The organism is Cronbergia sp. UHCC 0137 (assembly GCF_034932285.1).
In the GTDB taxonomy this organism is placed as follows: domain Bacteria; phylum Cyanobacteriota; class Cyanobacteriia; order Cyanobacteriales; family Nostocaceae; genus Cronbergia.
In genome coordinates this window covers 98,415-119,873 of sequence record NZ_JAYGHC010000017.1, presented here as the reverse complement: position 1 = coordinate 119,873, position 21,459 = coordinate 98,415, and the positions used below count along the sequence as shown (strand labels likewise).

The following is a 21,459-nucleotide window of genomic DNA, read 5'->3' as shown; positions in this document are numbered from 1 at the left end:
ACTAGAGCGCGGTAAGGAAATAGGTAAGGAGATAGGTAAAGAACAGGAAAGACGACAAATAGTAGAAAACCTGCTTTTAGCGCGATTTGGCTTTATAGACAAGCAATTAGCGGCAGTTGTTCAACCAGTATTAAATTTAACATCCCAGGAATATACTACTTTGCTGTTGCAGTTGTCTAGTTTATCTCGCGAGCAGTTGTTAGCCCGATTTCAATAGCGATCGCGTAAGCACTGCTGCAAGCAGTTCGCCATGGGTAGTATGTTTAGAAAAGGCAAGTATAGATTGATCTGGCTCGTTTTAGCGATCGCCTTGGGCTTATCTAGTGTTATTCCTCTGAGAATAGCGATCGCCTTTTACCAAACCCCCGTCCCTCAAGCAATTTTTGTATTGGGTGGTGATTCTAACCGCATGAAATTCGCTGCACAATTTTGGCGATCGCACTTTTAATCTAAATCCACATTACATTATGTTAGTTTTTATCACAGTGAATTTATGTAAGAAGCAACATCTCTGATAATTTTATCCCATAGTAAATAACTTCTATAAAATTCAAACCCGTTTTTTGATAGAGAATTTCTAAGTTCTGAATCAGAAACCACTAATTTAACATATTCAGTAAATACATCCACATCTCCAGCTGGACTTATAAACCCTGTTTCCCCATGTTTAACCATTTCAGGTAATCCACCTACATCAGAAACTAAGACAGGACAAGCATTATAATATGCAACTGGAATCATTCCACTTTGCGAAGCATCAATGTATGGTAATACTAATATATAAGATGATAATAGCATTTCATCCATTTCATCATCTGAAAGAAATCTATTAACAACATTTAATTTTTTTAACTTTTTGATTTTTTCGTCATACGGTGATAAATCTCCATAACCAGCAAGAAGAAATTCACAATCAAGTTGATCTTCCAGCATTGCTATTATGTCCAAAAAAATATCTATACCTTTATATTTATCAATTCTACCTATCAGGCTAACAAACTTTTTCTGAGTTTTGGATTCTGGTAAAGTATTTCTATGAATAGTTCTATTTACTCCATGTAAATAAGAAAATATTTTAGAATCAGCCAGAGAGAAATGTCTTTTCGCTGATAATTTAAGGTAATTACCATAGACCGTTATACTATCAGATAAACTCACCTGAATCTTTTGAAAAAAATCTATAAAAAATCCATTTTTAGTATTTGCGTGTGGTGTGACATCATGAATATGTGAAATTGTTGTTAACTCAATATGAGGTAATAAATTAATTATTCGAGCTGCAAATGCTGTTATAACATTAAGGGGATGAGCAGAAACAAAATATATGATCAGTTTTTTTTCCTTGGCTATTATAGAAATAATCTTAATTATTTTGAATATATTAAATACATCTAGAGCCATGCGAATATGGTTACTAGATTCAGAAATACCAAATATTTGGGGATCAATAACAGCTTTTGCGTATTCTTTGTCAGTCAGTACATACAGATTGAAATATTGGGAAAAATTTACTCGATAACTATCCAAAATAAGTTTCATTCCTATTTTAGCGTTGAAAGCAATTAAAATTAATTTGTTCATAATTTCTGTGCATTTAACAGCCTTTTCTGCCCAGTAGTTAAGTAATTTTGACAACTACAGTTCTGAGTATTACTATACTTCTTCCCAGTGCAACTCACTTATAGATGGAAAGTTGTACTGATTTGGAGATTTAGAATTATTCTGTAAAGTGAGACAACTTTCTACACTTACTATGGAAATCGGATTTTAGCGTTTTACACTATTTAAGATAATTTTTGCAGTTTTTTGCAATGGATCTTCACCATCAAAATAGAAAAAGTTTTGGAACTGAGATTTTAAATTGTTTTCATACTCGTTTTCTAGGATAGCATAGTTATTGATAAAATCAACTAACTCTTTAACATCAGCAGTTTTTACTCTGCAAATATCTGCAAAATATGAAGGGATTTCATGACCTTCAAAATTCCACAACAGCACATTTGTATTTACCATTGCTATCACTGCCACCAAGGTTGAATAATGACCTATATAATGGGTACAATGAGGAATGTTATTATTGCAAAATTCCGCTTTATTAAATTCTTTCAACTGCTTGTATAAGGATAAATCACTTCTTGGGTGCAGTTTTATATATATTTTTTTATCATTTGATATACACGAAGACAAAATTTTAATAAAGTCTAAAAATATATCTCTAGAGAGTCTACCATCTTCCACTAAGGTTTGAGCAATATAACAAATTGAGTTTTCTTGAGGAAGACTACTAATATCTTTAACTTTAATTAAGTCTGGATACCCAATTACGTATTGAGACTCGTCTGAATATCCAAATAGTTGATGATGGTATTCTTTCCAAAAATTGCCATATACTAGAACTTTATCTACATTAATTTTGTCTTTATCAATTAAACCAGTTATGTTTTGACCAGAAACTAAATTCTTAATGTAGTATTGTAAGTATTTGATTTTATCCTCTTTAATGGTTTCAGCTATTGTTAATACACATATTATATATCGCAAACTTTTTACAAATTTTTTAAAAAAAAGTGATGGTTCTCTTTTAGTGAATGGAATATAAAGACCATGCTGGAACATAAAAGTTTTTATATTCAATGTTTTGGCAATACTTACATATGCTGAATCAGGAATCCTTTGAGCCATGACTATTAGGGCATCTGGCTTAAATCTAGTTAATTTATGATTAATATTTGTTCTACTTGGGAATCCACTATAAATAATTTCTGAATTGACTGGTAATTTTTTCAAGATTTCTTTTTCAGAAGCACCATTTTTTTCCTCATAAATAAATTGATATTTATTACCAGGACACAAATTTTCAATAGCATGAGCTATTGATGCTGGATGTCTAGTGTGGCTAGCAAGATGAAGGTCGAAGAACGAAAAGTTAGGCATTTCTTACGTCTCACTATAATTCAGTATTTATGTTATTTACCGCACAAAAATTTTACTCACACCAGCCTATTTAAACTTGATTGCAAAAGGAGACCTGATTTTGAAAAATGTCTTTAAAAGTAATAGTCTATTGAGAATATTTATGATGAACTTATCAAAAAGCCTAGTAGCGTACTTACTGCGTATTTGTGACTGTTCTGCTATACCTCCCTTTGAAGCACCTGCTGGTGCAGATTTTGCCACCGTTACAGGTAGATAAAATATTTCTACACCTCCCAGCATCCTAATAAATACATCATAATCCATAGAATGTTTGAGAGATTCATCAAATTTGTAGTTCCTGTGTAAGTTGGTTTCACAAAAGAAAGCCTGATGAGGCAAAAACATAAAGTATTTGAGAAAACTTGATGGCAGTTTTGGTGGGGTATACATAAACTCTTCTCCTTTTACAAATACAATTCTACTACCAACTGCACATTTCCACTCATGTTTTAAATAGCTATTAACTACCTCAGAAACTATACTATTTGAAAAAAACAAGTCACCAGAATTTAAAAAAAAGATTAAATCGCCTGTACTCCTATCTATACCTTTATTAAAGGCACTTGATATGCCATTATCTGCTTCTGAGACATAAGAAAAATTTTTACTATGTTGATAAGACTGCAAAATTTCTTTCGTTCCATCATTAGAATCACCGTCTACAATAATATGTTCAATATGTTCATAATCTTGCCCTTTAACTGACTCTAATGTTCTCAATAAACCTTGAACATCATTTCTTGATATTGTTACTATAGAAATTAGGCAATTGTTCATATAAATATGTTTCCAGATATGTAAATTTTATCTCACTATTGCTAGACATTTATTTTTCTAGAAAAAACTCCACAGAATGATTGATTCTGTGAATGGTTTTCAATTTAGAAAACATCTTAACCAGTTGGGTATGTTAGCGACACTGTAAAGCACTGTCATATATTAAATCAAATTGGTGCATTAGTAACACACCCTACAAAATGCTATTTTAGGCAAAGCCTGTGTGATTATCCCTGTTTTTATTCACGATAGAGTTTATTACTAGGGGAGTCAACATATCAACAGACTGAATATAATTCAAATTTAATTCCGTGCAGAAGTCAAGCCATCGTTTCATCTCACTCCACCCTGATACAAAAATGAAATCTAACCCTGCTTGACTGGCAGCTATGTAATCGTATCGACTATCACCTAAAAATAAAGCAGGTGTGATAATGTTTCCCCGCTCTTTTTCCCGAAGGAGAATATGTTCTTTCGTGTCAGGGCTACCAAAAATTCCACCATCAAATAGATGATCAATACCTTTTGCTGCAAAGACCTGACGAAGTTCAGCTTGATCCCCTCCTGACGCAACTAACCATCGAGTATCAGTGAGGTGATTGCGTAATTTGACCAGTCCTGGGGCAACTGAACACTCCAGTAAACCGGATCTAACAGAGGAAGCATAAGCTGAAAGCAAGTCATCTAATCTTTCAGATTTATTACATTCTCCTACAATATTTTCAAGAAAATACTCGAACTTGCGATAGCGGGAAATTCCACCATTTTGAACATGATAATCGACTAGGGCTTGAGCAGCAGTTTCACCATAGGGTAATGCTGCTTGGTAAAAAGCTTCTGTTTTTAATTTGTTGGAGTTTAGAATTACACCATCACAATCAAAAACTAGACATATATAGCTATTAAAAGAAACGTTCATTTCGGGTTTCTAAAAATTGAATAGCAGCTTCAGCACGCTTAATATCTTCATAAGTATCAACGGCAACTGAAACATTAGACATTTGGATCATACGAACTTCCCAGCCCAATTCAAGAAAACGTAATATTTCTATGTCTTCAATAGTTTCCAAAGGAGTTTTTTGAGACTGCTTCGCAAAATCGTTCAAAGCAGCTTTTGGAAATGCGTATGCACAAACCTGACGGAAAGCAGCTTTAAATCCATGTTCTTTGGTTGATGGTATAGCTGCTCGTGACATATAAAGCAATCGTCCATCAGAACGCATAACAACCTTGGGAATATTTCCACTTCTAAACATTGCCTCCTGATCTAGTACACAATAACCATTTAGTATGTCATTAGGAAAACATTCCACTGCACGAAGCAAAGATTTAAGATCACTAGGGTTGAAAACTGGTTCGTCTCCTTGAACATTCAAAAAAATATCAGCATCAAGTTGATTTGCACATTCAGCAACTCTATCAGTTCCTGTTAGACACTCTGATGATGTCATTATTGTTTGAATTTGATAATTCTTGCAAGTTTCATGAATGCGTATATCATCTGTTGCTACGTAAACTCTCTCCATAGGAAACGCTTTTAGACATTGCTGATAGGTTCTGACAACCATTGGCAATCCACAGAGATCAATCAAAGGCTTTCCGGGTAGCCTAGACGATTCATAACGGGCTGGGATTATAACCACATAGTTAATCATAGGTAGTTTCTCATAAGGCATATATAGACACAGAGGTAATTTTATAACGAGTCGGAGTTATGGCTTGAATTGAGGGGATACCTGGTAGCTGAGTAAATTTGCTCAGTAATTTATCCATTTCATCATTTCGTGGGTCATCAGATTCATAGCCGTCAAATCCAGCTAAAAGAATTTTTGATGCCTGACCACTTATAGCCATCGCTAAAGCATAGGCAATTACCATAGAAGTAGGCAAAATGCAGTAGTATGTTTCAAACCGAAAAATCTCTGGCTGCACAGATAAACCAAAATCTAGTAGTTTCTTGCTATCAAGTGCTTCGCATACACTATCAGGTAACATTGAAGCCGGAGTAACTAGAGGATGAGGTAAAGTTAAATGTTCTACACAATCTGCCAGCAAACGTACCGGGTGGCACGCTGCACGGACATCAATTAACTTTGCTTGAATGTGCCTCTGGGTGTTAAGGGCAATTACAACTGGATGCTTACTTTGAATGTATTCTTCTAAAGCCTGTTGATGACGTGCAACGCCAGGTCCTGAACCTAGAATTAACACTTCGCGTTCTTTAATCAGACTTACGGGCGACCAAGTGCCTATGGGTTCACCTACGTAAAAATGTCGCGCGGATTCTAATGTATTGAGGTTAAACTTTTTGCCTCCCGCAGACTTTAGGTGATCAATAACCGCTAAAATGTCCTCCTCTGTATATCGAGCATCACCCAGCATTTCCTGAATATAGGTAGGATGAATACCATATTTGCCTGCTAGATAATAATATGTATTAGTTCCCCAAGCATATTGTTTCTGCATCACACTAAAATACTTGCCGATAACCGTCATCAAAGGTGTGATATTACAAGGGCAATTCTGCCGCATTGGTGCTAACTCGATCGCCAGATATTCAATTTTTACATTACCTGCTCCTCGCCCCATACCCGTAACTGTTCCATCAACCCAGCTTACATTCTCCTGCACTGCACGGAGCGAATTGGCCAAGGCTTGCCCCATATTGTCGTGGGTGTGAATCCCTAACTCACCCTGCCAAACTGTTTGCAATATGTGGATAATCTCAGCCGTATGTTCAGGGTTCATACTGCCCATGCTATCGGCAAAATAAAGCACGTCTGGAGGACATTGATTTGCAAGATGAGCCACATCTGTAATTTCTTTTGCAGTGCGATCGGCAATTTGCATTAAGTTGATACCGACCACATAGCCCTGTTCTTTTAGCCATTGACAACCTGGCAACACAGTTGCAAATTCATGGAAGTGGCAAGCAATTCGCACTAAAGTAACTGGGGATTTGGATGCTGGCTTAAACAAATGGGAAAGCGCATCAAGCACCCCATCAGGATGTTTAACAAGTTCACTGGCATTAACCATAACACCAATTTTGAGGTTATCGGGAATATCAAACTGACTGATGAAGTTGTCAGTTGTGTATGCACAACCCCCTTTAAACCCGTTGCTATCAAATGACCTAAAGCCTAACTCGACATAATCGACCGAAATAGCAGACATTGCTTGGAGATATTCTTTGATTAGTTGGGTATTGAAATCCCACACATTGTAGTATCCTCCATCCCGCAGGGTGCAGTCAATCAGTTTAACTTTATTATTCATTCTTGAAACTAAACAATTGTTCATCTATTTAATAGTTTTTGCTTGATTGAAACTTTCTTCAATATTATTTTTGTTGCATTAATTACTAATATATAGAAAATTTAATAAAAATACTCAATCAACTTAACTAAGTTGTAATCTAATGGTCTCTTATCAAGGACTACCAAACCCCTGGTATCGTTTATATCACTATTTTGAATTTTAGGAATTCTATAAAAAGAAAAAGCAAGTAAAGATATCAATGCTAATAATATCATGTACTTTGAGTAGTTTTTTATTTCTTTTGAGTTTGATATACTGATAAACGGAATATTAATTAACCATAAAGGAAAATAAAGGAAATTGAATAAAGCCAATCTATAGGGCAAAAAAGAAAATGGTAAAGTCATGATAATAAGTGTTATTTGAAGTTTGCCAAGTAGCCTTAAAATTTCCAAGAATTCATGCAATTTTGTGTCATCATTACTATCATTTATTATTGTATCTTTTTTAATTTGCCAAAAACATAAACAGCTTAAAGCTATCTGAGTAAGAAATACTGGACTAGAAAATGATATAAAATTTTCAATAGAATCAGAATCTTTGTTTATAAAGACAAGTAGTTTACCAGAAGCGAATAAACCACTTGTATAAAAAGTATTGGCTAATTGGTATATGAATAGAACCATTGCTTGGGGAATAATCGTAGCGACTAACAATAATAATAGCAATATTAACAAGTATAACTTGTTCAATAGTTTTTGTTTGATGAAAATATTATTATATGTAATCTTATTCATCATTTTTCTAAAAAAGTCTCTAAATGTAAATAATATCCAAATAGATATAGATCCGTAGTGAATAAATATAGATATTAAGGACAATATATGATATATTATCCTTCTTCGTTTATAAAAACTAATTGCTAGAATCATAATAGATAGTGACAGTGATGAGGCTAATAAAAAAAGCGGAACACCTAGATACGGAGCGACTAAAGAATTGTATATACTTATGGCTATACATCCTAGCTTGAATTTCTTAATTCTAGAAAATATATTTAATAACCCTAAAGTGGAAAATATATTGAATAATAAAGCAGTGATAAGTAAAAAAATCTTTTCATGATCGCCTATTATAAACCTTAAAAAATATTCATATACTTGATAAAGAGGCTCGTGTCCACTATTCAAGCTAATACGATAACTATTAATTGTATCTAAAGCGGTTTTAAAAGATACTATATAAACTTCTGTATCACTTTGAGGAGTGATAGTAGCACAAATCAAAGAACCTATAACGCATGATGAAAAAATTAAATATAATGATACAGAACCAAACTGCTTATCCTTAGCGAAAAAAATTGATGTAAAGCAAGCAAATGATGGATAAAGGACTGGGTAAAAATATAGTACAGGAATACATAATAAAAACAAAAATGGCTTCATTGTTTAGTTAAGATATATGTGTTTACGAAAATTGTTTTTATATCAATTAAGTTATGTCTTGTGGATATCTTTATATACTGAGAGATAATTCTGAGCTTGTATTTCTAAAGTAAAGTTCTTCTCAACTTTTTCACGACCATTAAAGCCTAACTTCCGTAACCTTTCCTCATCCTCCAGTACACAAGTAATTTATTTACCCAAGTAACCATGCAATTTTAAATTAATTTGATGGTTTCGTATATTTCATGAAAAATCGTAACTTCAATCGAGTATTTTTCAATTTGCTTGACCGTTGATGTTCCTCTGCCAGTTAATAGTAACACCGGATGACAGCCCGCTTGAATAGCACACTCCAAATCACTGGGAGCATCGCCAATAAAATAAGATTGCGAAAGATCAACATTATATTTTTTAGCAGCTTGTAATAAAAGATACGGTGATGGTTTTCGGCATTTGCAAGCCTCATCGGGATGATGAGGACAAATCAAAACATCGTGAAAACTTACCTCAAATTGTTGATACTCGCGAAAAACTTGGGCATGAACTTGGGCTACATCATCAAGGCTAAAATAGCCGCGACCAACACCCGATTGGTTGGTAATTATGATCAGTAAGTAGCCTGCATCTTGCCATTGTCTCAATGCTTGACCAGCACCTTCAGGAATTTCTACTTGTTCTGGTTTACTGAGGTAAGGAATATAATTGATAATTACCCCATCTCTATCCAGAAATAACGCTTTGTTCATAATTTTAACTCAATATGGGCGCAATTTTAATCATCTTATTCACAATTTTGGTTGTAGAACGATCATCTACTAAAGGAATTAGTACAACCTGACCCTGATATGACTGAACAAACTTAGCGCCAACAACTTCCTCCTCCCGATAATCTGCACCTTTAACCAGAATATCAGGTTTGATCGCCATGATTAAATCAATAGGAGTATCTTGTTCAAATAAAGTAACACCATCTACGAAACTGAGTGATGCTAATACCCTGGCTCGATCTGCTTCTGCAACAAGAGGGCGTTCTGGTCCTTTTAATCTTGTAACAGAATTATCTGTATTTAAACCAACAATCAAAATATCTCCTAACGCCTTAGCTTTTTCTAAATAAACTACATGACCAACATGAAGTAAGTCAAAGCAGCCATTGGTAAAAACGATTTTCTTTCCTTGTGCTTTCCAAGCAGCTAATTGACGTATTAAATCTGGAAGCCGCATAACTTTACTATTTGTGCTACTAATACCTTCCTGTTCTAGGATGTGTAGTAACTCTTCTTTATAGACAGGGGCAGTTCCCACTTTTTGAACAGCCACTCCAGCACCGAGATTTGATAATTCAACGGCTTCTGTCCAAGACAACCCAGCAGATAAACTGGCGGCCAAAATTGAAATAACTGCATCTCCAGCACCTGAGATGTCAAAAACCTCTTTAGCTTGGGTAGGGAAATGATACGCTTTACTCTGTAAAAACAGAGTCATCCCCTTTTCACTCCGTGTCATTAATACAGCTTCTAAAGAATACTTCTGTTGCAATTCCTGACCAGCAACTTCAAAGTCCCTGTCACTGACTAAAGGACGTTTGAGAGCTAATTCCGATTCAGCGCGGTTAGGTGTGATGGCGGTTGCGCCTAAATATGAAATGTAATCACTACGTTTGGGATCTACTAAAACTGGAATCTGTTTCTGTTTGGCTATGGTAAGAAATGTCCTGAGAAAATTATCGGTCAATACTCCCTTGCTGTAATCTGACAGAACTACCAGATTAACATGATCAAGTTCAGCGATGCTGCGTTCAAGCAAATCCTGTTCAATTTCTTGGTTAACTGCTCCTGTAAATTCATTATCTAGACGGATTAATTGTTGTGATCCACTAATAACTCTACTCTTTATCGTGGTTGGACGATTTGGATCAGGAACTAAACCATCTGTAGGGATATTTAAACAGAGCATTTCTCTTCTTAAAATATCTGCTTCTATATCATGACCAACTACTCCTATCAGCCGAGTTTGACAACCAAGAGCAACTAAGTTATGAGCAACATTTCCCGCACCTCCCAGAGAACAAGTTTTGCGCTCTACTCTCACTACAGGTACAGGAGCTTCTGGAGAAATGCGAGATACATTACCCCACAAATATTGGTCTAGCATTAAGTCCCCAATAACTGCTATTTTGACATTGGGAAATTTATGATTGATAGTTTGTTTGGTAGTAGATTTCTTGAGAAATTGAAAATTAAGCATCTAATTATCCTGCGTATTATTTTAGGCTAAACTTCTATCCACTGTTTGTTTTTCACACTGGGCAAACGATATTTAATTCCAAACTGGGCGCGAGGATGATTAAAACACATGGAAGGCTCAATTTCTGGTAACCAACTATGAAAAATATCTTCTCGAATGAAAAAAGCATTTGTAGCTATAGCATTAGTTCCCACTAAACGATAGCCTTTTTCTTTGGCTAATTTTACAAAAGCTAGTAAAGAAGCACCTGCATAATCAGAACCATATTCCGTAAACTCTGCCTGAAAATCATCAGCATAAGGTACAGTGACAGCAACCTCTGATCCCCAAAGATGATTAAATTCTAGTACAACTACTCTGGGACGTATACAAGAAATTTCTTTCCATAAATAGTAGTCAATGCCGTCAATGTCTAGAGATAATAAGTCTATTTCTCCTTCAAATCCATTTCCTAGAATAATTTCATTAACATTTTTGACTGTAACCCAGTTGCAGGAAATCACTGGTGGATTGTATCTAGTGTCTGGATGTCTAGAATAGAAATGTTTTGCCTGGTTGATATTGTTGATCTGTCCATCAACAAGCAAGCCAATAAATCGGTGATTAATAATTAAGTTTGCTACATTACATTCAATGCCATCGCCGGCACAAATTTCAACACATTTTTTGTTAGCTGTACCTATTAGAGAAAATATATAGAGGAGAATTCCATCTTCTTCATGTTGAGAATATGTTCTAAACCCAACATCTTTGAATGCCAATGGACTATAACCATTTTGGTACATTTGTTTATAAGACAAACTTAACGCAATCTGCTCAACAGGCTTTGAATCCATTAAATATTGTGATCGCCAGAATAATCTAGCAGCAACATCTATAACTTTTTTCAAAAATCTTTTCATCATTTTTGTTATCCCTTATATTGTTTGATTACAAATCCTATTCATCAATTGTTCTATCTCCTTGATGACCGTTTCAACAGAAATATTTTTTACACATAACGGCGTATTAAATTTACATTTCCAATTGCAATAAAAACAATCCAATTCTTCAGCTGCTGCTCTAAAGCGACTAGGATCACCATAAGGAAAAAACCTTTTATAATGTCCACCACCAATAACACAAATTAAAGGAGCATTGACAGCAACAGCTATGTGAGATGGTCCACTATCCATTGTAATACACAGCTTTGCATAAGACATTATTGCACTTAATTGAATTAAATTAGTTTTTCCACAAAGACAAATTACCTTGGATGATTTTAAGTTTTTTTGTATTTCCAGAGAAATGATTTTTTCTTTTGGACTACCACATATTAAAGTAGTTATTTTGTATTTACACCAGAGGTAATCAATTACGGTAGCAACTTTTTCAGGAGACCATACTCTATAACTATTAAAAGCTCCCGGACAAACAACCGCAAAATCACTTTCAATGCCTTTAATTTTTACTAAATTTATAGATGTTTCAACTATTTCTGATGGAATTTTCCATCGTGCAACACCATCAATTGATTTTTTTATCCCTAATTGCTTGATAAAATCTACGTTTCTCTCTGCTTCAGATAGCCAGCCTTCTTTTAATTTTATTATTTTGGTATATATTGTCTTATCATTTCTATGCTTAACGCTAAAAGGAATGTTACTACAATCTCCATCTATGGCAATTTTTTCTGGAGAGTTAATAATATTCATTAATTGGTCTCCATCTCTATTTCTTGAATATACTGGATAGATAACTACATCGTAATATAAATTTTGTAAAAGCTTTTTTTGAAATTGAAACCGATAAATTAAGTTGCGAGAAAAAGCAAATCTGTCTATAGGAATAAATTTATCAAAAACTGATTCTGGGCTAATGATATCTGATTGGACAAACTCAGCTATGATTCTGTATTCTTTTGATCCTAGTAATGTGATTTCCCAGTTTGAACTAGGATAAATTTCTCTAAAATACTGTAGTACACCTGTGAAAATCACAAAATCACCGATAGTATCAGTTCTGATTATTAAAAGTTTCTTTTTTTGATTGATTTCACAAATTCGTTTACTTGCTGTTATTCTCACTAAAAAATCAATTGATTTCCTAGCAAACCAAGCAATCTCAGATTTTAGAAACTGCAAATTTGAGTAGATAGGATTTTTTAGCATTGCATCTCAAAATATTAACTGGTAAAAACTAAATCAACAATCTCACAGATTATGTGTCCAATTAAAATGTGTGCCTCCTGAATTCGGGCTGTATTACCAGATGGAATAATCAATGGTAAGTCTACAATATTTTTGATTTGACCACCATCTTTACCTAGTAAAGCTGCTGTTATACACCCTAAACATTTAGCAGCTTTTAAAGCTTGCAAAACATTATTGCTATTACCAGATGTGGAGATACCAATTACTAAATCATCAGTATTAGCCAGCGCTTCAACTTGACGACTAAAAATATGTTCATAACCGTAATCATTGCCAACTGAAGTTAAAATTGAGGTATCGGTTGTTAAGGCTATAGCTGGTAGTCCACGGCGTTCTTTAGAGAATCTTCCTACTAACTCCGCAGCTATATGTTGAGCATCACTGGCGCTACCACCGTTACCTATTAATAATATCTTCTTACCTGTTTTGAGAGTATTTACTACAAGAGTGGCCATCTCTTCAATTTCTGCTGAGTAATTAAATAGAGAATTAATGACTGAAGAGTGTTCATCTATACTGTGTTGGATATGTCGTGACAAAAGCAAATAGCTTGCTGGGGTTATCTGGGTATCTAGCTTACTTTTCATAATATTTCTATAATTGATTTAAAGCTGATTGATAATCTTGATAAGCTTTAGCTTTAATACTAGAGAATCTTTCCTCAAAGCTATTTGCACCATCCTTCATATATTGATATTCAAGCATTAAACGCTCCATATCAGCATCATTAACGAAAGCATGACGTAAGCCAATCTCCTCAGCCATACAAGCTCTAGAATCTGTTCCTATAACAAAAGATGGGCGACCAAAACTTGCAAGCATAAACGCTCCATGAACTCGGTTCATAATACCAAATTTTGCCTTTGCGTAAAATTTTACATAGTCAACATAGTCCTGCGATAGAAAGATATTTGCTTCAGGGTCTATTTTTTTGGCTTCCTTTACCTCAGCTTGGTTATGACAAACAAAAACACATTTTTCTTGTTTTTTTATTTGATAATAAAATTCACGGAACGTCTTTTCCCACTGATCAGGATCAGTGTTTTGACCAAAACTATAATGAGCACCTCCACGCATATAGTTTAACGCCACAAAATCAGGTATTTCTGGGTCTATCCCTAAATTATTTCTAGCAAAAATTGAAGCGCATGGAATCACTGGAGCATCAAGATTGATACTATTTAAAATCTTTTTTGCTAGAGTGTCACGAAGTGTAGTAATTTTTGTTAATCCTTGTAGTTCTTTCACATAATCTACATCTTTTTGAGAGCGGATAAATTCACTTCCATCACTGTGATATCTCTGACAAGAACCTGCTGCTAAATTAATAAAAGCAACTTGTTCTTTAATCAGTTTATAGCGACGACGAATCAGTGGATCAAACCATTCGTTGTCCGCACAATGTGTTCCTCCTTTACCTTCATGAGACCAATAAACAGGCGCTCCACTTTGAACTAGCAAATCAGCTTCTAAGATTCTGTCTTGTGTTAATGCTAACGGTAGGTATTTATCGACACGTCGGGAAAATCGTAAATTACGAAACCACTCGAAACCATATCTAGATGTAATAGGCGAGTGTTTATGTATATTCTGAAAAAACAAATCTTGACCAGTAAATTTTTGTTTTAGCAGATAAATTATCCCTTCTCTAACAAAATCATCACCAACATTATGATCAACGGTTGTAATAATAGATACTTTCATTTGTGATTTTCCTTGAAATTTTAAGTTTGAACTACTATACTTGATAATAGTCGCTTTACCCTACTTCGCTCTGATACGATGACTAGCAAATATTGTCTCATCTTTTATCAATTTTTAACCCAGATATTATTGATTGAAAACTACGTAATTTACTAATACTGGAACTGATGATAGATTTTTCAGGAAATGCTTGTTGCGAGTAACTTTTATCTGCTCGAATATTTCTTAATACAAATGATGGATACTTTAAGGGAAATTTGACTGAATAAACAGGCAAATTAGCTAATGGTGAATTTTTATCAGTGACATGAGTTGCATTTTCGTTAAAACCTATATTTGAAATCAAATTTAAATTAGGAATAATAGACAAACCTGAGTTAATCATCTTAGCAAAGCCCCACTGATAGTCCCAAGTATCTATTTTTTTTGCCTTGAGTCTATCGTAGATGTCTAATCTTCGAGAAGCTTCTTCTTTACTAAGACAAAAATCTAGGTAGAATTTTTCGTTTCTAATCTCTGTCCATAATTTCATATCTACATCATAATATTGCCAAGCTCTTCGCCATGAAGCCCACCCCCAAATAGGTCCATACTTAGAAAAGTAATAGCTATCATCAATATTTAACTGATTCTTTAAGAGATTAGAACCACATATCTGCATGATTCGTGAATCATTTCTATATTTTTCCAAAAGTTCCTCGCAAAAAGGAAAGAAACTAGGATGAGGTAAACAATCATCTTCAAGGATAATAGCTTCTTCCACTTCGGAAAATACCCAATCTAATCCACTGGAAACCCTTATCTTACATCCTAAATTAACATCTGAATAATTCTTTAATACCTCACATTCCCAATCAACACCGTCAATAACTGCCCGCGCAATAGCACACTTTTCTGATTCACCAGGGCGATCGGTACGAGATCCATCAGCAATGATTAAGAGCTTAGGTGGTTTAGCCTGACGAATGGCTTCAAATACTCTTTTTGTAGTATCTGGACGATTGAATATGATAAATGCAACTGGAGTTTTCATAATTATTTTTAAATTAAAATTAAGCTCGCTCTATAACCTAAAGCAAAAAAGAGATTTGACTTGAATGTGAAATATTTTTCGAGTTTTAGGGTGAGATGCGTTACTCAAAAAAGAAGCGAATGCTTGAGATATGACAGTGGCGATCGCAGCACCAACTCCACCATAACCGGGAATTAAAAGGAAATTTAAGATGATGTTTGTAATCGCTCCAATTAGGGTTCTACGCAAGGAAAATTCACTTAATCCTTCTGCAATAAACCAAGATGATGTTGCTACCCCCATAAATACAAACAGAGAAGCCCAAATATGTATTGCTAATATCTTTCCGGCTTCGGCATAACCATTGCCAAAAAGCATTGTAATTAATGTACCAGACATTAAAGACATTGGCAAGGCAATCACAATGGAAATCAAAACCAATAATCTAAGCAACTGTTCTAATCTTCGATAATATAAAGCTTCACTTACTTCTTTAGCTGCAAAGATAGAAGGAGTAACTGAAGAGGCAATGGCCATGGGGATGAAATACCAAACTTCAGAAATTCGGGCTGCGGCTGAGTAAACACCTACAGCTTCATTACCAACCATTTCTCCCAACATAATCTGGTCAATTTTCATATAAATCATGACACTTAATCCAGACAATATTAAAGGCCAACTTTCCTTTAGTAAATCCTTAGCTAGTGAAATACTCCAGCACCACCACCTAAGTGAATAGCCTTGGATTCTGTAGGCAATTATCAAACCAACTGCACCTAAACTAACTTCTGTCAATGTTACACAAGCAAAAGCTAGTAACGGGGCTTTAAAGCTGATTAATAATACTTTTAGTAGGGCAGCAACAGCAAAAGCTGTATTTTTGGCTATTACGCTGTGTTTGGACTTTACCTGAGACTGAAACCAGAGGTCAATGGTGTCAAAAGACTGAAATATCCCTACAGATGCCAAAATACTTACTAAATAAATAGTTAAGGTGTCATCACGACGCATTACAACAATGGTAGCAACTGACAATAGTAAAGATACAACTCCACCGAATAATTTTAGCCAGAAAGTTGTCCCTAAAATCTGCTCTCTATTTTCAGGATCACGAACAATAGAGCGAATAACTATGCTATTTAAACCAAGAGTGGAAAGGGTACTAAATAATGCGACAAAAGCAGTGGCATAATTTAAAATACCAAACTGCTCCACTCCCAAGTAACGAGCAACCCAAATACTTACAAATATTCCAATACCCATACGCAGAATACGGTCAGCAAAAAGCCAACCTGTATTGGCAATAATAGCACGTAGCCCAGAGCTAGGTTTGAGAAGGGATAACTTCTGAATATTGAATTTACCTAGCATAAGGCTTTTATCTTCATTGGAGGTTTTAGTTTTAAGTTAAGCCCTGATTAGACTAGCGATCAATCTAATCTGTCGCATAGTACCCTCTCAAGCCTTCACTTTCCCGTTTTCAGAATCTTCACTACTTCTGTAATACCTTCTGTAATACTGGGAAGAGTAAGAATAGGAGTAGTAATGTCCTGAACTATCTCCAGAGTTTACAGCATTTATGGCCATTCCTAAAACTTTTTGTCCAGATTGTTCTAGAGCTAATTTAGCCGTCACAGCCGCAGGTGAAGTTACCTCACCAGGACGTACAACCATTAATACCCCATCTACCAATTTACCGACAATCATTGCGTCTGCAAATAAACCCACTGGTGGTGTGTCTATGATAATGAAATCATAGATACCACTAGCTTCTTCAATGAGGGTGGATAGTCGCATGGAATCTAGCAGTGCTGCGGGGTTAGGTGGCTCCTTCCCACCACTAAGTACATCTAAATTCACTTGTACTTCTTGGGTGCTATTTTCTAAGCCAATCTGACCCACTAGAATATTACTTAACCCCTGAAGATTTTGTATATCCCAAATTTCATGCTGACGGGGACGACGCATATCGGCATCGATCAACAATACCCTCCGCCCCATTTGCACTGCTGCTGCTGCTAAATTAGATGAAACAAATGATTTACCTTCACCAGGCATGGTACTAGTTACTGCGATTACTTTTAGGTCTTTATCAGATAGGGTAAAACCTAAATTAGCCTGGAGCATTTCAAAGGCTACTGTTTGACTTGAATAGGGGCTGTTAACTACAGGTAATTTTTGACTCTTATCTTCATCACCTTCCTTAACTTTACTACTGCCAGATGGAATTACTGCAAGGATTGGATAACCCAACAACTCCTTAGCTTCTTCAACTGTTTTGAGGGTTTTATCCTTACTTTCCAATATCAGTCCAGCGGCGGTACCAAGCAGAAGACCCATAAAACCACCCAAGGCTAGGTTCAATGGAACTCTGGGAGAAACAGGCTTATCAGTAACTAAAGCTCCAGCTATTATGCGTGCATTGCCAACATTTTGGTTTTCTATTACCTCAGCTTCTTGCAGTTTTTTCAAAAAGCCTTCGTAAGTAGTGCGTGCTATCTGTAGCTGCCGCACCAGTTGTAGCTGTTTTTGCTCTAATGATGGTAGTTGTTCTAATCTGTCTTTGTAAACTTTAAATGCCTTGCGTAACTGGGTCAATCTATTTGCCAATGACAATCTATCTAACTCGGCTTTAACTAGATCTAAAGCCAAGGATTCTTTGGTTGTCCCAATCTGTAAATCTTTCTCGGATACTGAAGTAGAACTACCAATTGTTGTGGCAATCCGTCCTTCTAATTGCCGCCTAAGAACTGCCTCTTTATCCGCTAAATTGATCACGGTGGGATGCTCATCTGTTAGTCGGGTTCGTGCCACAGCTAAATCATCTTGCGCCTTTCTATACTCCTCCAGTACCTGCTGGACTGAGGAAGATTGACTTAAGCTACTGATTGTTAAGGCTTCTTGAGAGCTTAACTGAATTTGATTTTGCAAAACCTGCGATCGCGTATTGGCAGCAACTAAATTTGCTTCCGATGCCATAATCTCATTGGATAGACTGGTGAGTGTTGTCACCCCTGCTTTAGCTTCTTCTTCCAAAGCTACTACGCGGTTTTCTTCTTTAAATCGACGCAGAGCCATCTCTGCTCTAAAAACTTTTCTCTCGACTTCTGGTAATTCTCTATTTAAAAACTCTCTTGCTGCCCTTACTTCTGAGCGATTAGCACTTATGTTATTTTCGATGTAATATTTGATTATAGTATTAACTGTGTCTGCCGCTTCTTGAGGATTGGTGCTGCGGTAGGAAATCCCCATCACATCAGTTCCTCGAATACTCTTGATCTTTAGTGCCTTGAGTAGTGTGTCTATCCTCAGCGGTTGATTATCACGATCCTTTAGGTTTAAAGAAGTAATTGTTTGCTGAATAATTGGGTGTGAACGGATAACCTCTGCTTCTGTATCAACAGGGTTGCTTAGATTGGTCAAACCTGTCAAGTCCCCAACGCCCTCAAGGCCAGCAAGCTCTGAAGCATTATTTTTTTTGTTGAAAAGTAGCTTGGCTTCTACTTCATAAACTGGACGCTTTGTAAAAGTATATGCACAAGTAAGTAAAAACACTGAAGATGTTACTGCTGTTATTACCAACCAACGCCTTTTGAAAAACTGCCAATACTGTTGTAAATCAATGTTATCTTGCTCTTGGTTATTAATCATGGTTTTGCGGTTTCCCCGTTGAAGATGTGTTTTAATTTAATTTATATTTTAACTACAAAGAGCTACAGAGTTTTAGTTGTACACCTCACTCTTAGGTAACTAGATTTTACTTTTCTTAATTTGCAAATTGATAATGTTAGAGCATATCAACTTTTGCTCAAAAGCAGAATGAGTATTTACACTGATTTATTCTGATGGATTGCCAAAAGACAACTTTTTTTAATCAGAAGAGATTCAATAGGGCTGGTATTATTACTGATTAATATTATTTTAGTCATATTTTTTTTAAATATCTCTCTAATTATTTAGATAATTTTTGACGATATATAGGCATGAATCATCATTTTTGTTGATTTTAACTATTTTAAGTATTATCCACATAGTGCAGAATTACAAAAAAGTAATAGAAAGTAGTTGGATTTAGTGTAGTATGTCAATTAATTAAATCTCATAAAGTCCGTGACTCAAGGTTAAAAAATAGAATTTCCGTATTCCTAACACAATTCAGGGTTTATTCAGTCGAATTTGATAGAGATCTACGCCATTCCTAAATGGGTTGTGATGGGTTTTCGATATCTGGTATTTCAGTAAGGGTCTCAAAGATTGTCAAGATTACAACTGAGTTAGGACTACGGTAAGGTTATTGAGGTACTTGAGTTTTAGTATTAATCAGTGATTCAATTTTTTTATGATGCAAATGGATTTTACTCTTTCTCTTGGTAAAACTGGGAATAAGTTACATAAGATTCAAAATATTCTCTCTGTTTTACTCTTATTGGGAGATATATTTGGTTTAATTTTCAGTTTGGGACTAGCTTTTTGGCTAAATGCAGGTCAAAATAGCTTAGGTAATACAAATGATCCAGTTGTTTATATATTTTCCTTGCTAGTTCTCACGGGGCTTTATCTAGGGGATACTTACCATCCTGATAATCAAATTTCTGGTTTTAGATCTCCATACAGGGCTTTTATTAGCTGTGCTATTGTTGGCATAGTAAGTTTGATAATTGGCTTTTGTTTGCAAAGCTCCCTATTTTATCGGGAAGTGTTGCCACCAAGTTTAAGTATATTCACTATTTGGTCTGTAGGTTCACGTTTATGGGCTGCTAGGTGGGTGCGATCGCACGCGCAAGAAACTAGATGGTTAGTTTTAGGGGCAGGAAAAAAATCAATCCAATTTATCGAAACTTTTTTAGAACGCTGTACTTGGGGCAGACTGACTGTATTAGCAGAATCAAATCAAGATATAGATAAACTACCTAAAAACAGTCGAGTTTACATAAGCAACCTCAGCGACTTGCCACAATGGAGCCAGCAGTCTTGGTCAGGAGTAGTCGTAGCTAATTCCATAGAATTATCTGATGCTGAAGTTCAACAGTTAATACAACTACGTCTATCTGGAACTTCCATTTACACTACACCAGATGTTTGTGAAGCCTTGTGGTACAAAATTCCCTCGTCTTTGCTTCAAGATAGTTGGTTAGCTTTTGGATCTGGTTTTAACCTATCATCTGGGAGTATTAGTCAGAAGCTAAAACGAGTGATAGATATAGCTCTGACATGGATATTGCTTGTATGTTTATCTCCACTCATGCTGGTTACGGCTTTAGCAATTAAGCTGAATAGCCCTGGACCTGTATTTTATAGTCAGATGCGAACAGGGTTGGAAGGTAAACCATTTAAAGTTTACAAATTTCGTTCAATGTATCAAGATGCTGAAAAGCGTGGTGTACAGTGGGCAAATGAGCGAGATCCTCGAATTACAAGTGTGGGAAGATGGATACGTTTAACTAGAGTTGATGAACTCCCACAGATTTTGAATGTTCTCCGGGGGGAAATGAGTCTGATTGGTCCTCGTCCAGAGAGGCCAGAGTTTGATGTCAAGCTTCGTCAAGAAATTCCTTACTATGATTTGCGTTATGTAGTCAAACCAGGAATAACTGGCTGGGCTCAGGTAATGTATCCCTATGGGGCATCTGTAGAGGATGCTTACCAGAAGCTGTCATACGACCTGTACTATATCAAGAATTATTCTCTCTGGTTGGATTTAGCGATAGGTAATTTTAAAATTCGATCAGTTGTGCAGTAGTTAATGTAAGTTGCTAATTAGGGAAACTGTCTGAATCAGGATGTCCAGGATTTTAGGATGAACAGGATAAGAATAGGATAAAATGTGAGATTTGATCACCAATCA

18 protein-coding genes and 1 pseudogene are annotated in these 21,459 nt (G+C 35.5%); 3 read left to right on the top strand and 16 right to left on the bottom strand.

All coding sequences use genetic code 11. The annotated features are described in order from the left end of the window. Together VB711_RS11005 and VB711_RS11000 are read left to right on the top strand one after the other, a co-directional pair. Positions 1–217: pseudogene (locus tag VB711_RS11005) on the top strand (hypothetical protein); the annotation flags it as partial. 33 nt (positions 218–250) lie between these two features. Continuing rightward, entirely contained in the window at positions 251–448 is a 198-nt protein-coding gene (locus VB711_RS11000; protein ID WP_323286006.1) for a hypothetical protein, read from the top strand. A gap of 32 nt (positions 449–480) precedes the next feature. Here VB711_RS11000 and VB711_RS10995 read toward each other — a convergent pair whose 3' ends face one another. The 16 genes from VB711_RS10995 to VB711_RS10920 form a co-directional block, all read right to left on the bottom strand. Beyond that, the gene (locus VB711_RS10995; protein WP_323286004.1) at positions 481–1,581 is read right to left on the bottom strand and encodes a glycosyltransferase family 4 protein; all 1,101 of its coding nucleotides are present in this window, start codon (positions 1,579–1,581) and stop codon (positions 481–483) included. Positions 1,582–1,767: 186 nt separating this feature from the next. Further along, positions 1,768–2,934, bottom strand: a complete 1,167-nt coding sequence (locus tag VB711_RS10990) for a polysialyltransferase family glycosyltransferase (protein ID WP_323286003.1) — start codon at positions 2,932–2,934, stop codon at positions 1,768–1,770. Positions 2,935–3,000: 66 nt separating this feature from the next. Next, positions 3,001–3,753, bottom strand: a complete 753-nt coding sequence (locus VB711_RS10985; RefSeq protein ID WP_323286002.1) for a glycosyltransferase family 2 protein — start codon at positions 3,751–3,753, stop codon at positions 3,001–3,003. Between the two features lie 208 nt (positions 3,754–3,961). Further along, a complete protein-coding gene (locus tag VB711_RS10980; protein ID WP_323286001.1) occupies positions 3,962–4,672 on the bottom strand; it encodes an HAD family hydrolase in 711 nt (236 codons plus the stop codon). Further along, on the bottom strand, positions 4,656–5,408 hold the full coding sequence (locus VB711_RS10975) for a 3-deoxy-manno-octulosonate cytidylyltransferase (protein WP_323285999.1): 753 nt from the start codon (positions 5,406–5,408) through the stop codon (positions 4,656–4,658). Before VB711_RS10975 ends, VB711_RS10980 begins: the two co-directional genes overlap by 17 nt. A gap of 10 nt (positions 5,409–5,418) precedes the next feature. Then, positions 5,419–7,032 (bottom strand): aldolase catalytic domain-containing protein, encoded by a 1,614-nt coding sequence (locus VB711_RS10970; protein ID WP_323285998.1) that lies wholly within the window; start codon positions 7,030–7,032, stop codon positions 5,419–5,421. Positions 7,033–7,133: 101 nt separating this feature from the next. Then, positions 7,134–8,459 (bottom strand): hypothetical protein, encoded by a 1,326-nt coding sequence (locus VB711_RS10965; protein WP_323285997.1) that lies wholly within the window; start codon positions 8,457–8,459, stop codon positions 7,134–7,136. A gap of 215 nt (positions 8,460–8,674) precedes the next feature. Then, entirely contained in the window at positions 8,675–9,205 is a 531-nt protein-coding gene (locus VB711_RS10960; protein ID WP_323285996.1) for an HAD family hydrolase, read from the bottom strand. Between the two features lie 4 nt (positions 9,206–9,209). Beyond that, a complete protein-coding gene (rfaE1, locus tag VB711_RS10955) occupies positions 9,210–10,706 on the bottom strand; it encodes a D-glycero-beta-D-manno-heptose-7-phosphate kinase (RefSeq protein ID WP_323285995.1) in 1,497 nt (498 codons plus the stop codon). A gap of 26 nt (positions 10,707–10,732) precedes the next feature. Beyond that, the gene (locus VB711_RS10950; RefSeq protein ID WP_323285994.1) at positions 10,733–11,611 is read right to left on the bottom strand and encodes a hypothetical protein; all 879 of its coding nucleotides are present in this window, start codon (positions 11,609–11,611) and stop codon (positions 10,733–10,735) included. Between the two features lie 12 nt (positions 11,612–11,623). After that, positions 11,624–12,856 carry a glycosyltransferase family 9 protein gene (locus tag VB711_RS10945; RefSeq protein WP_323285993.1) on the bottom strand — a complete coding sequence of 411 codons (1,233 nt, stop codon included), beginning with the start codon at positions 12,854–12,856 and terminating at the stop codon, positions 11,624–11,626. Between the two features lie 14 nt (positions 12,857–12,870). Continuing rightward, positions 12,871–13,485, bottom strand: coding sequence for a D-sedoheptulose 7-phosphate isomerase (gene gmhA / locus VB711_RS10940; RefSeq protein WP_323285992.1), 615 nt, complete (start codon positions 13,483–13,485; stop codon positions 12,871–12,873). 7 nt (positions 13,486–13,492) lie between these two features. Then, on the bottom strand, positions 13,493–14,602 hold the full coding sequence (locus VB711_RS10935) for a polysaccharide pyruvyl transferase family protein (protein ID WP_323285991.1): 1,110 nt from the start codon (positions 14,600–14,602) through the stop codon (positions 13,493–13,495). Between the two features lie 97 nt (positions 14,603–14,699). After that, entirely contained in the window at positions 14,700–15,635 is a 936-nt protein-coding gene (locus VB711_RS10930; RefSeq protein ID WP_323285990.1) for a glycosyltransferase family 2 protein, read from the bottom strand. A 30-nt stretch (positions 15,636–15,665) separates the two neighbouring features. Next, positions 15,666–16,985: a flippase gene (locus VB711_RS10925; RefSeq protein WP_323285989.1), complete on the bottom strand. Its 1,320-nt coding sequence runs from the start codon at positions 16,983–16,985 to the stop codon at positions 15,666–15,668. An 87-nt stretch (positions 16,986–17,072) separates the two neighbouring features. Next, on the bottom strand, positions 17,073–19,265 hold the full coding sequence (locus tag VB711_RS10920; protein ID WP_323285988.1) for a GumC family protein: 2,193 nt from the start codon (positions 19,263–19,265) through the stop codon (positions 17,073–17,075). 688 nt (positions 19,266–19,953) lie between these two features. Here VB711_RS10920 and VB711_RS10915 point away from each other — a divergent pair. After that, positions 19,954–21,354, top strand: a complete 1,401-nt coding sequence (locus tag VB711_RS10915; RefSeq protein WP_323285987.1) for a sugar transferase — start codon at positions 19,954–19,956, stop codon at positions 21,352–21,354. Positions 21,355–21,459: the final 105 nt, after the last annotated feature.

Excerpts from the sequence above, each read along its gene's own strand:
- rfaE1 (WP_323285995.1), bottom strand. The coding sequence starts at position 10,706 with ATGCTTAATTTTCAATTTCTCAAGAAATCTACTACCAAACAAACTATC.
- VB711_RS10980 (WP_323286001.1), bottom strand. The coding sequence starts at position 4,672 with ATGAACGTTTCTTTTAATAGCTATATATGTCTAGTTTTTGATTGTGAT.
- VB711_RS10975 (WP_323285999.1), bottom strand. The coding sequence starts at position 5,408 with ATGATTAACTATGTGGTTATAATCCCAGCCCGTTATGAATCGTCTAGG.
- VB711_RS10915 (WP_323285987.1), top strand. The coding sequence starts at position 19,954 with ATGATGCAAATGGATTTTACTCTTTCTCTTGGTAAAACTGGGAATAAG.
- VB711_RS10990 (WP_323286003.1), bottom strand. The coding sequence starts at position 2,934 with ATGCCTAACTTTTCGTTCTTCGACCTTCATCTTGCTAGCCACACTAGA.
- VB711_RS10995 (WP_323286004.1), bottom strand. The coding sequence starts at position 1,581 with ATGAACAAATTAATTTTAATTGCTTTCAACGCTAAAATAGGAATGAAA.
- VB711_RS10950 (WP_323285994.1), bottom strand. The coding sequence starts at position 11,611 with ATGATGAAAAGATTTTTGAAAAAAGTTATAGATGTTGCTGCTAGATTA.
- VB711_RS10925 (WP_323285989.1), bottom strand. The coding sequence starts at position 16,985 with ATGCTAGGTAAATTCAATATTCAGAAGTTATCCCTTCTCAAACCTAGC.
- VB711_RS10930 (WP_323285990.1), bottom strand. The coding sequence starts at position 15,635 with ATGAAAACTCCAGTTGCATTTATCATATTCAATCGTCCAGATACTACA.
- VB711_RS10965 (WP_323285997.1), bottom strand. The coding sequence starts at position 8,459 with ATGAAGCCATTTTTGTTTTTATTATGTATTCCTGTACTATATTTTTAC.
- VB711_RS10985 (WP_323286002.1), bottom strand. The coding sequence starts at position 3,753 with ATGAACAATTGCCTAATTTCTATAGTAACAATATCAAGAAATGATGTT.
- VB711_RS10970 (WP_323285998.1), bottom strand. The coding sequence starts at position 7,032 with ATGAATAATAAAGTTAAACTGATTGACTGCACCCTGCGGGATGGAGGA.
- VB711_RS10920 (WP_323285988.1), bottom strand. The coding sequence starts at position 19,265 with ATGATTAATAACCAAGAGCAAGATAACATTGATTTACAACAGTATTGG.
- gmhA (WP_323285992.1), bottom strand. The coding sequence starts at position 13,485 with ATGAAAAGTAAGCTAGATACCCAGATAACCCCAGCAAGCTATTTGCTT.
- VB711_RS10960 (WP_323285996.1), bottom strand. The coding sequence starts at position 9,205 with ATGAACAAAGCGTTATTTCTGGATAGAGATGGGGTAATTATCAATTAT.
- VB711_RS10935 (WP_323285991.1), bottom strand. The coding sequence starts at position 14,602 with ATGAAAGTATCTATTATTACAACCGTTGATCATAATGTTGGTGATGAT.
- VB711_RS10945 (WP_323285993.1), bottom strand. The coding sequence starts at position 12,856 with ATGCTAAAAAATCCTATCTACTCAAATTTGCAGTTTCTAAAATCTGAG.
- VB711_RS11000 (WP_323286006.1), top strand. The coding sequence starts at position 251 with ATGGGTAGTATGTTTAGAAAAGGCAAGTATAGATTGATCTGGCTCGTT.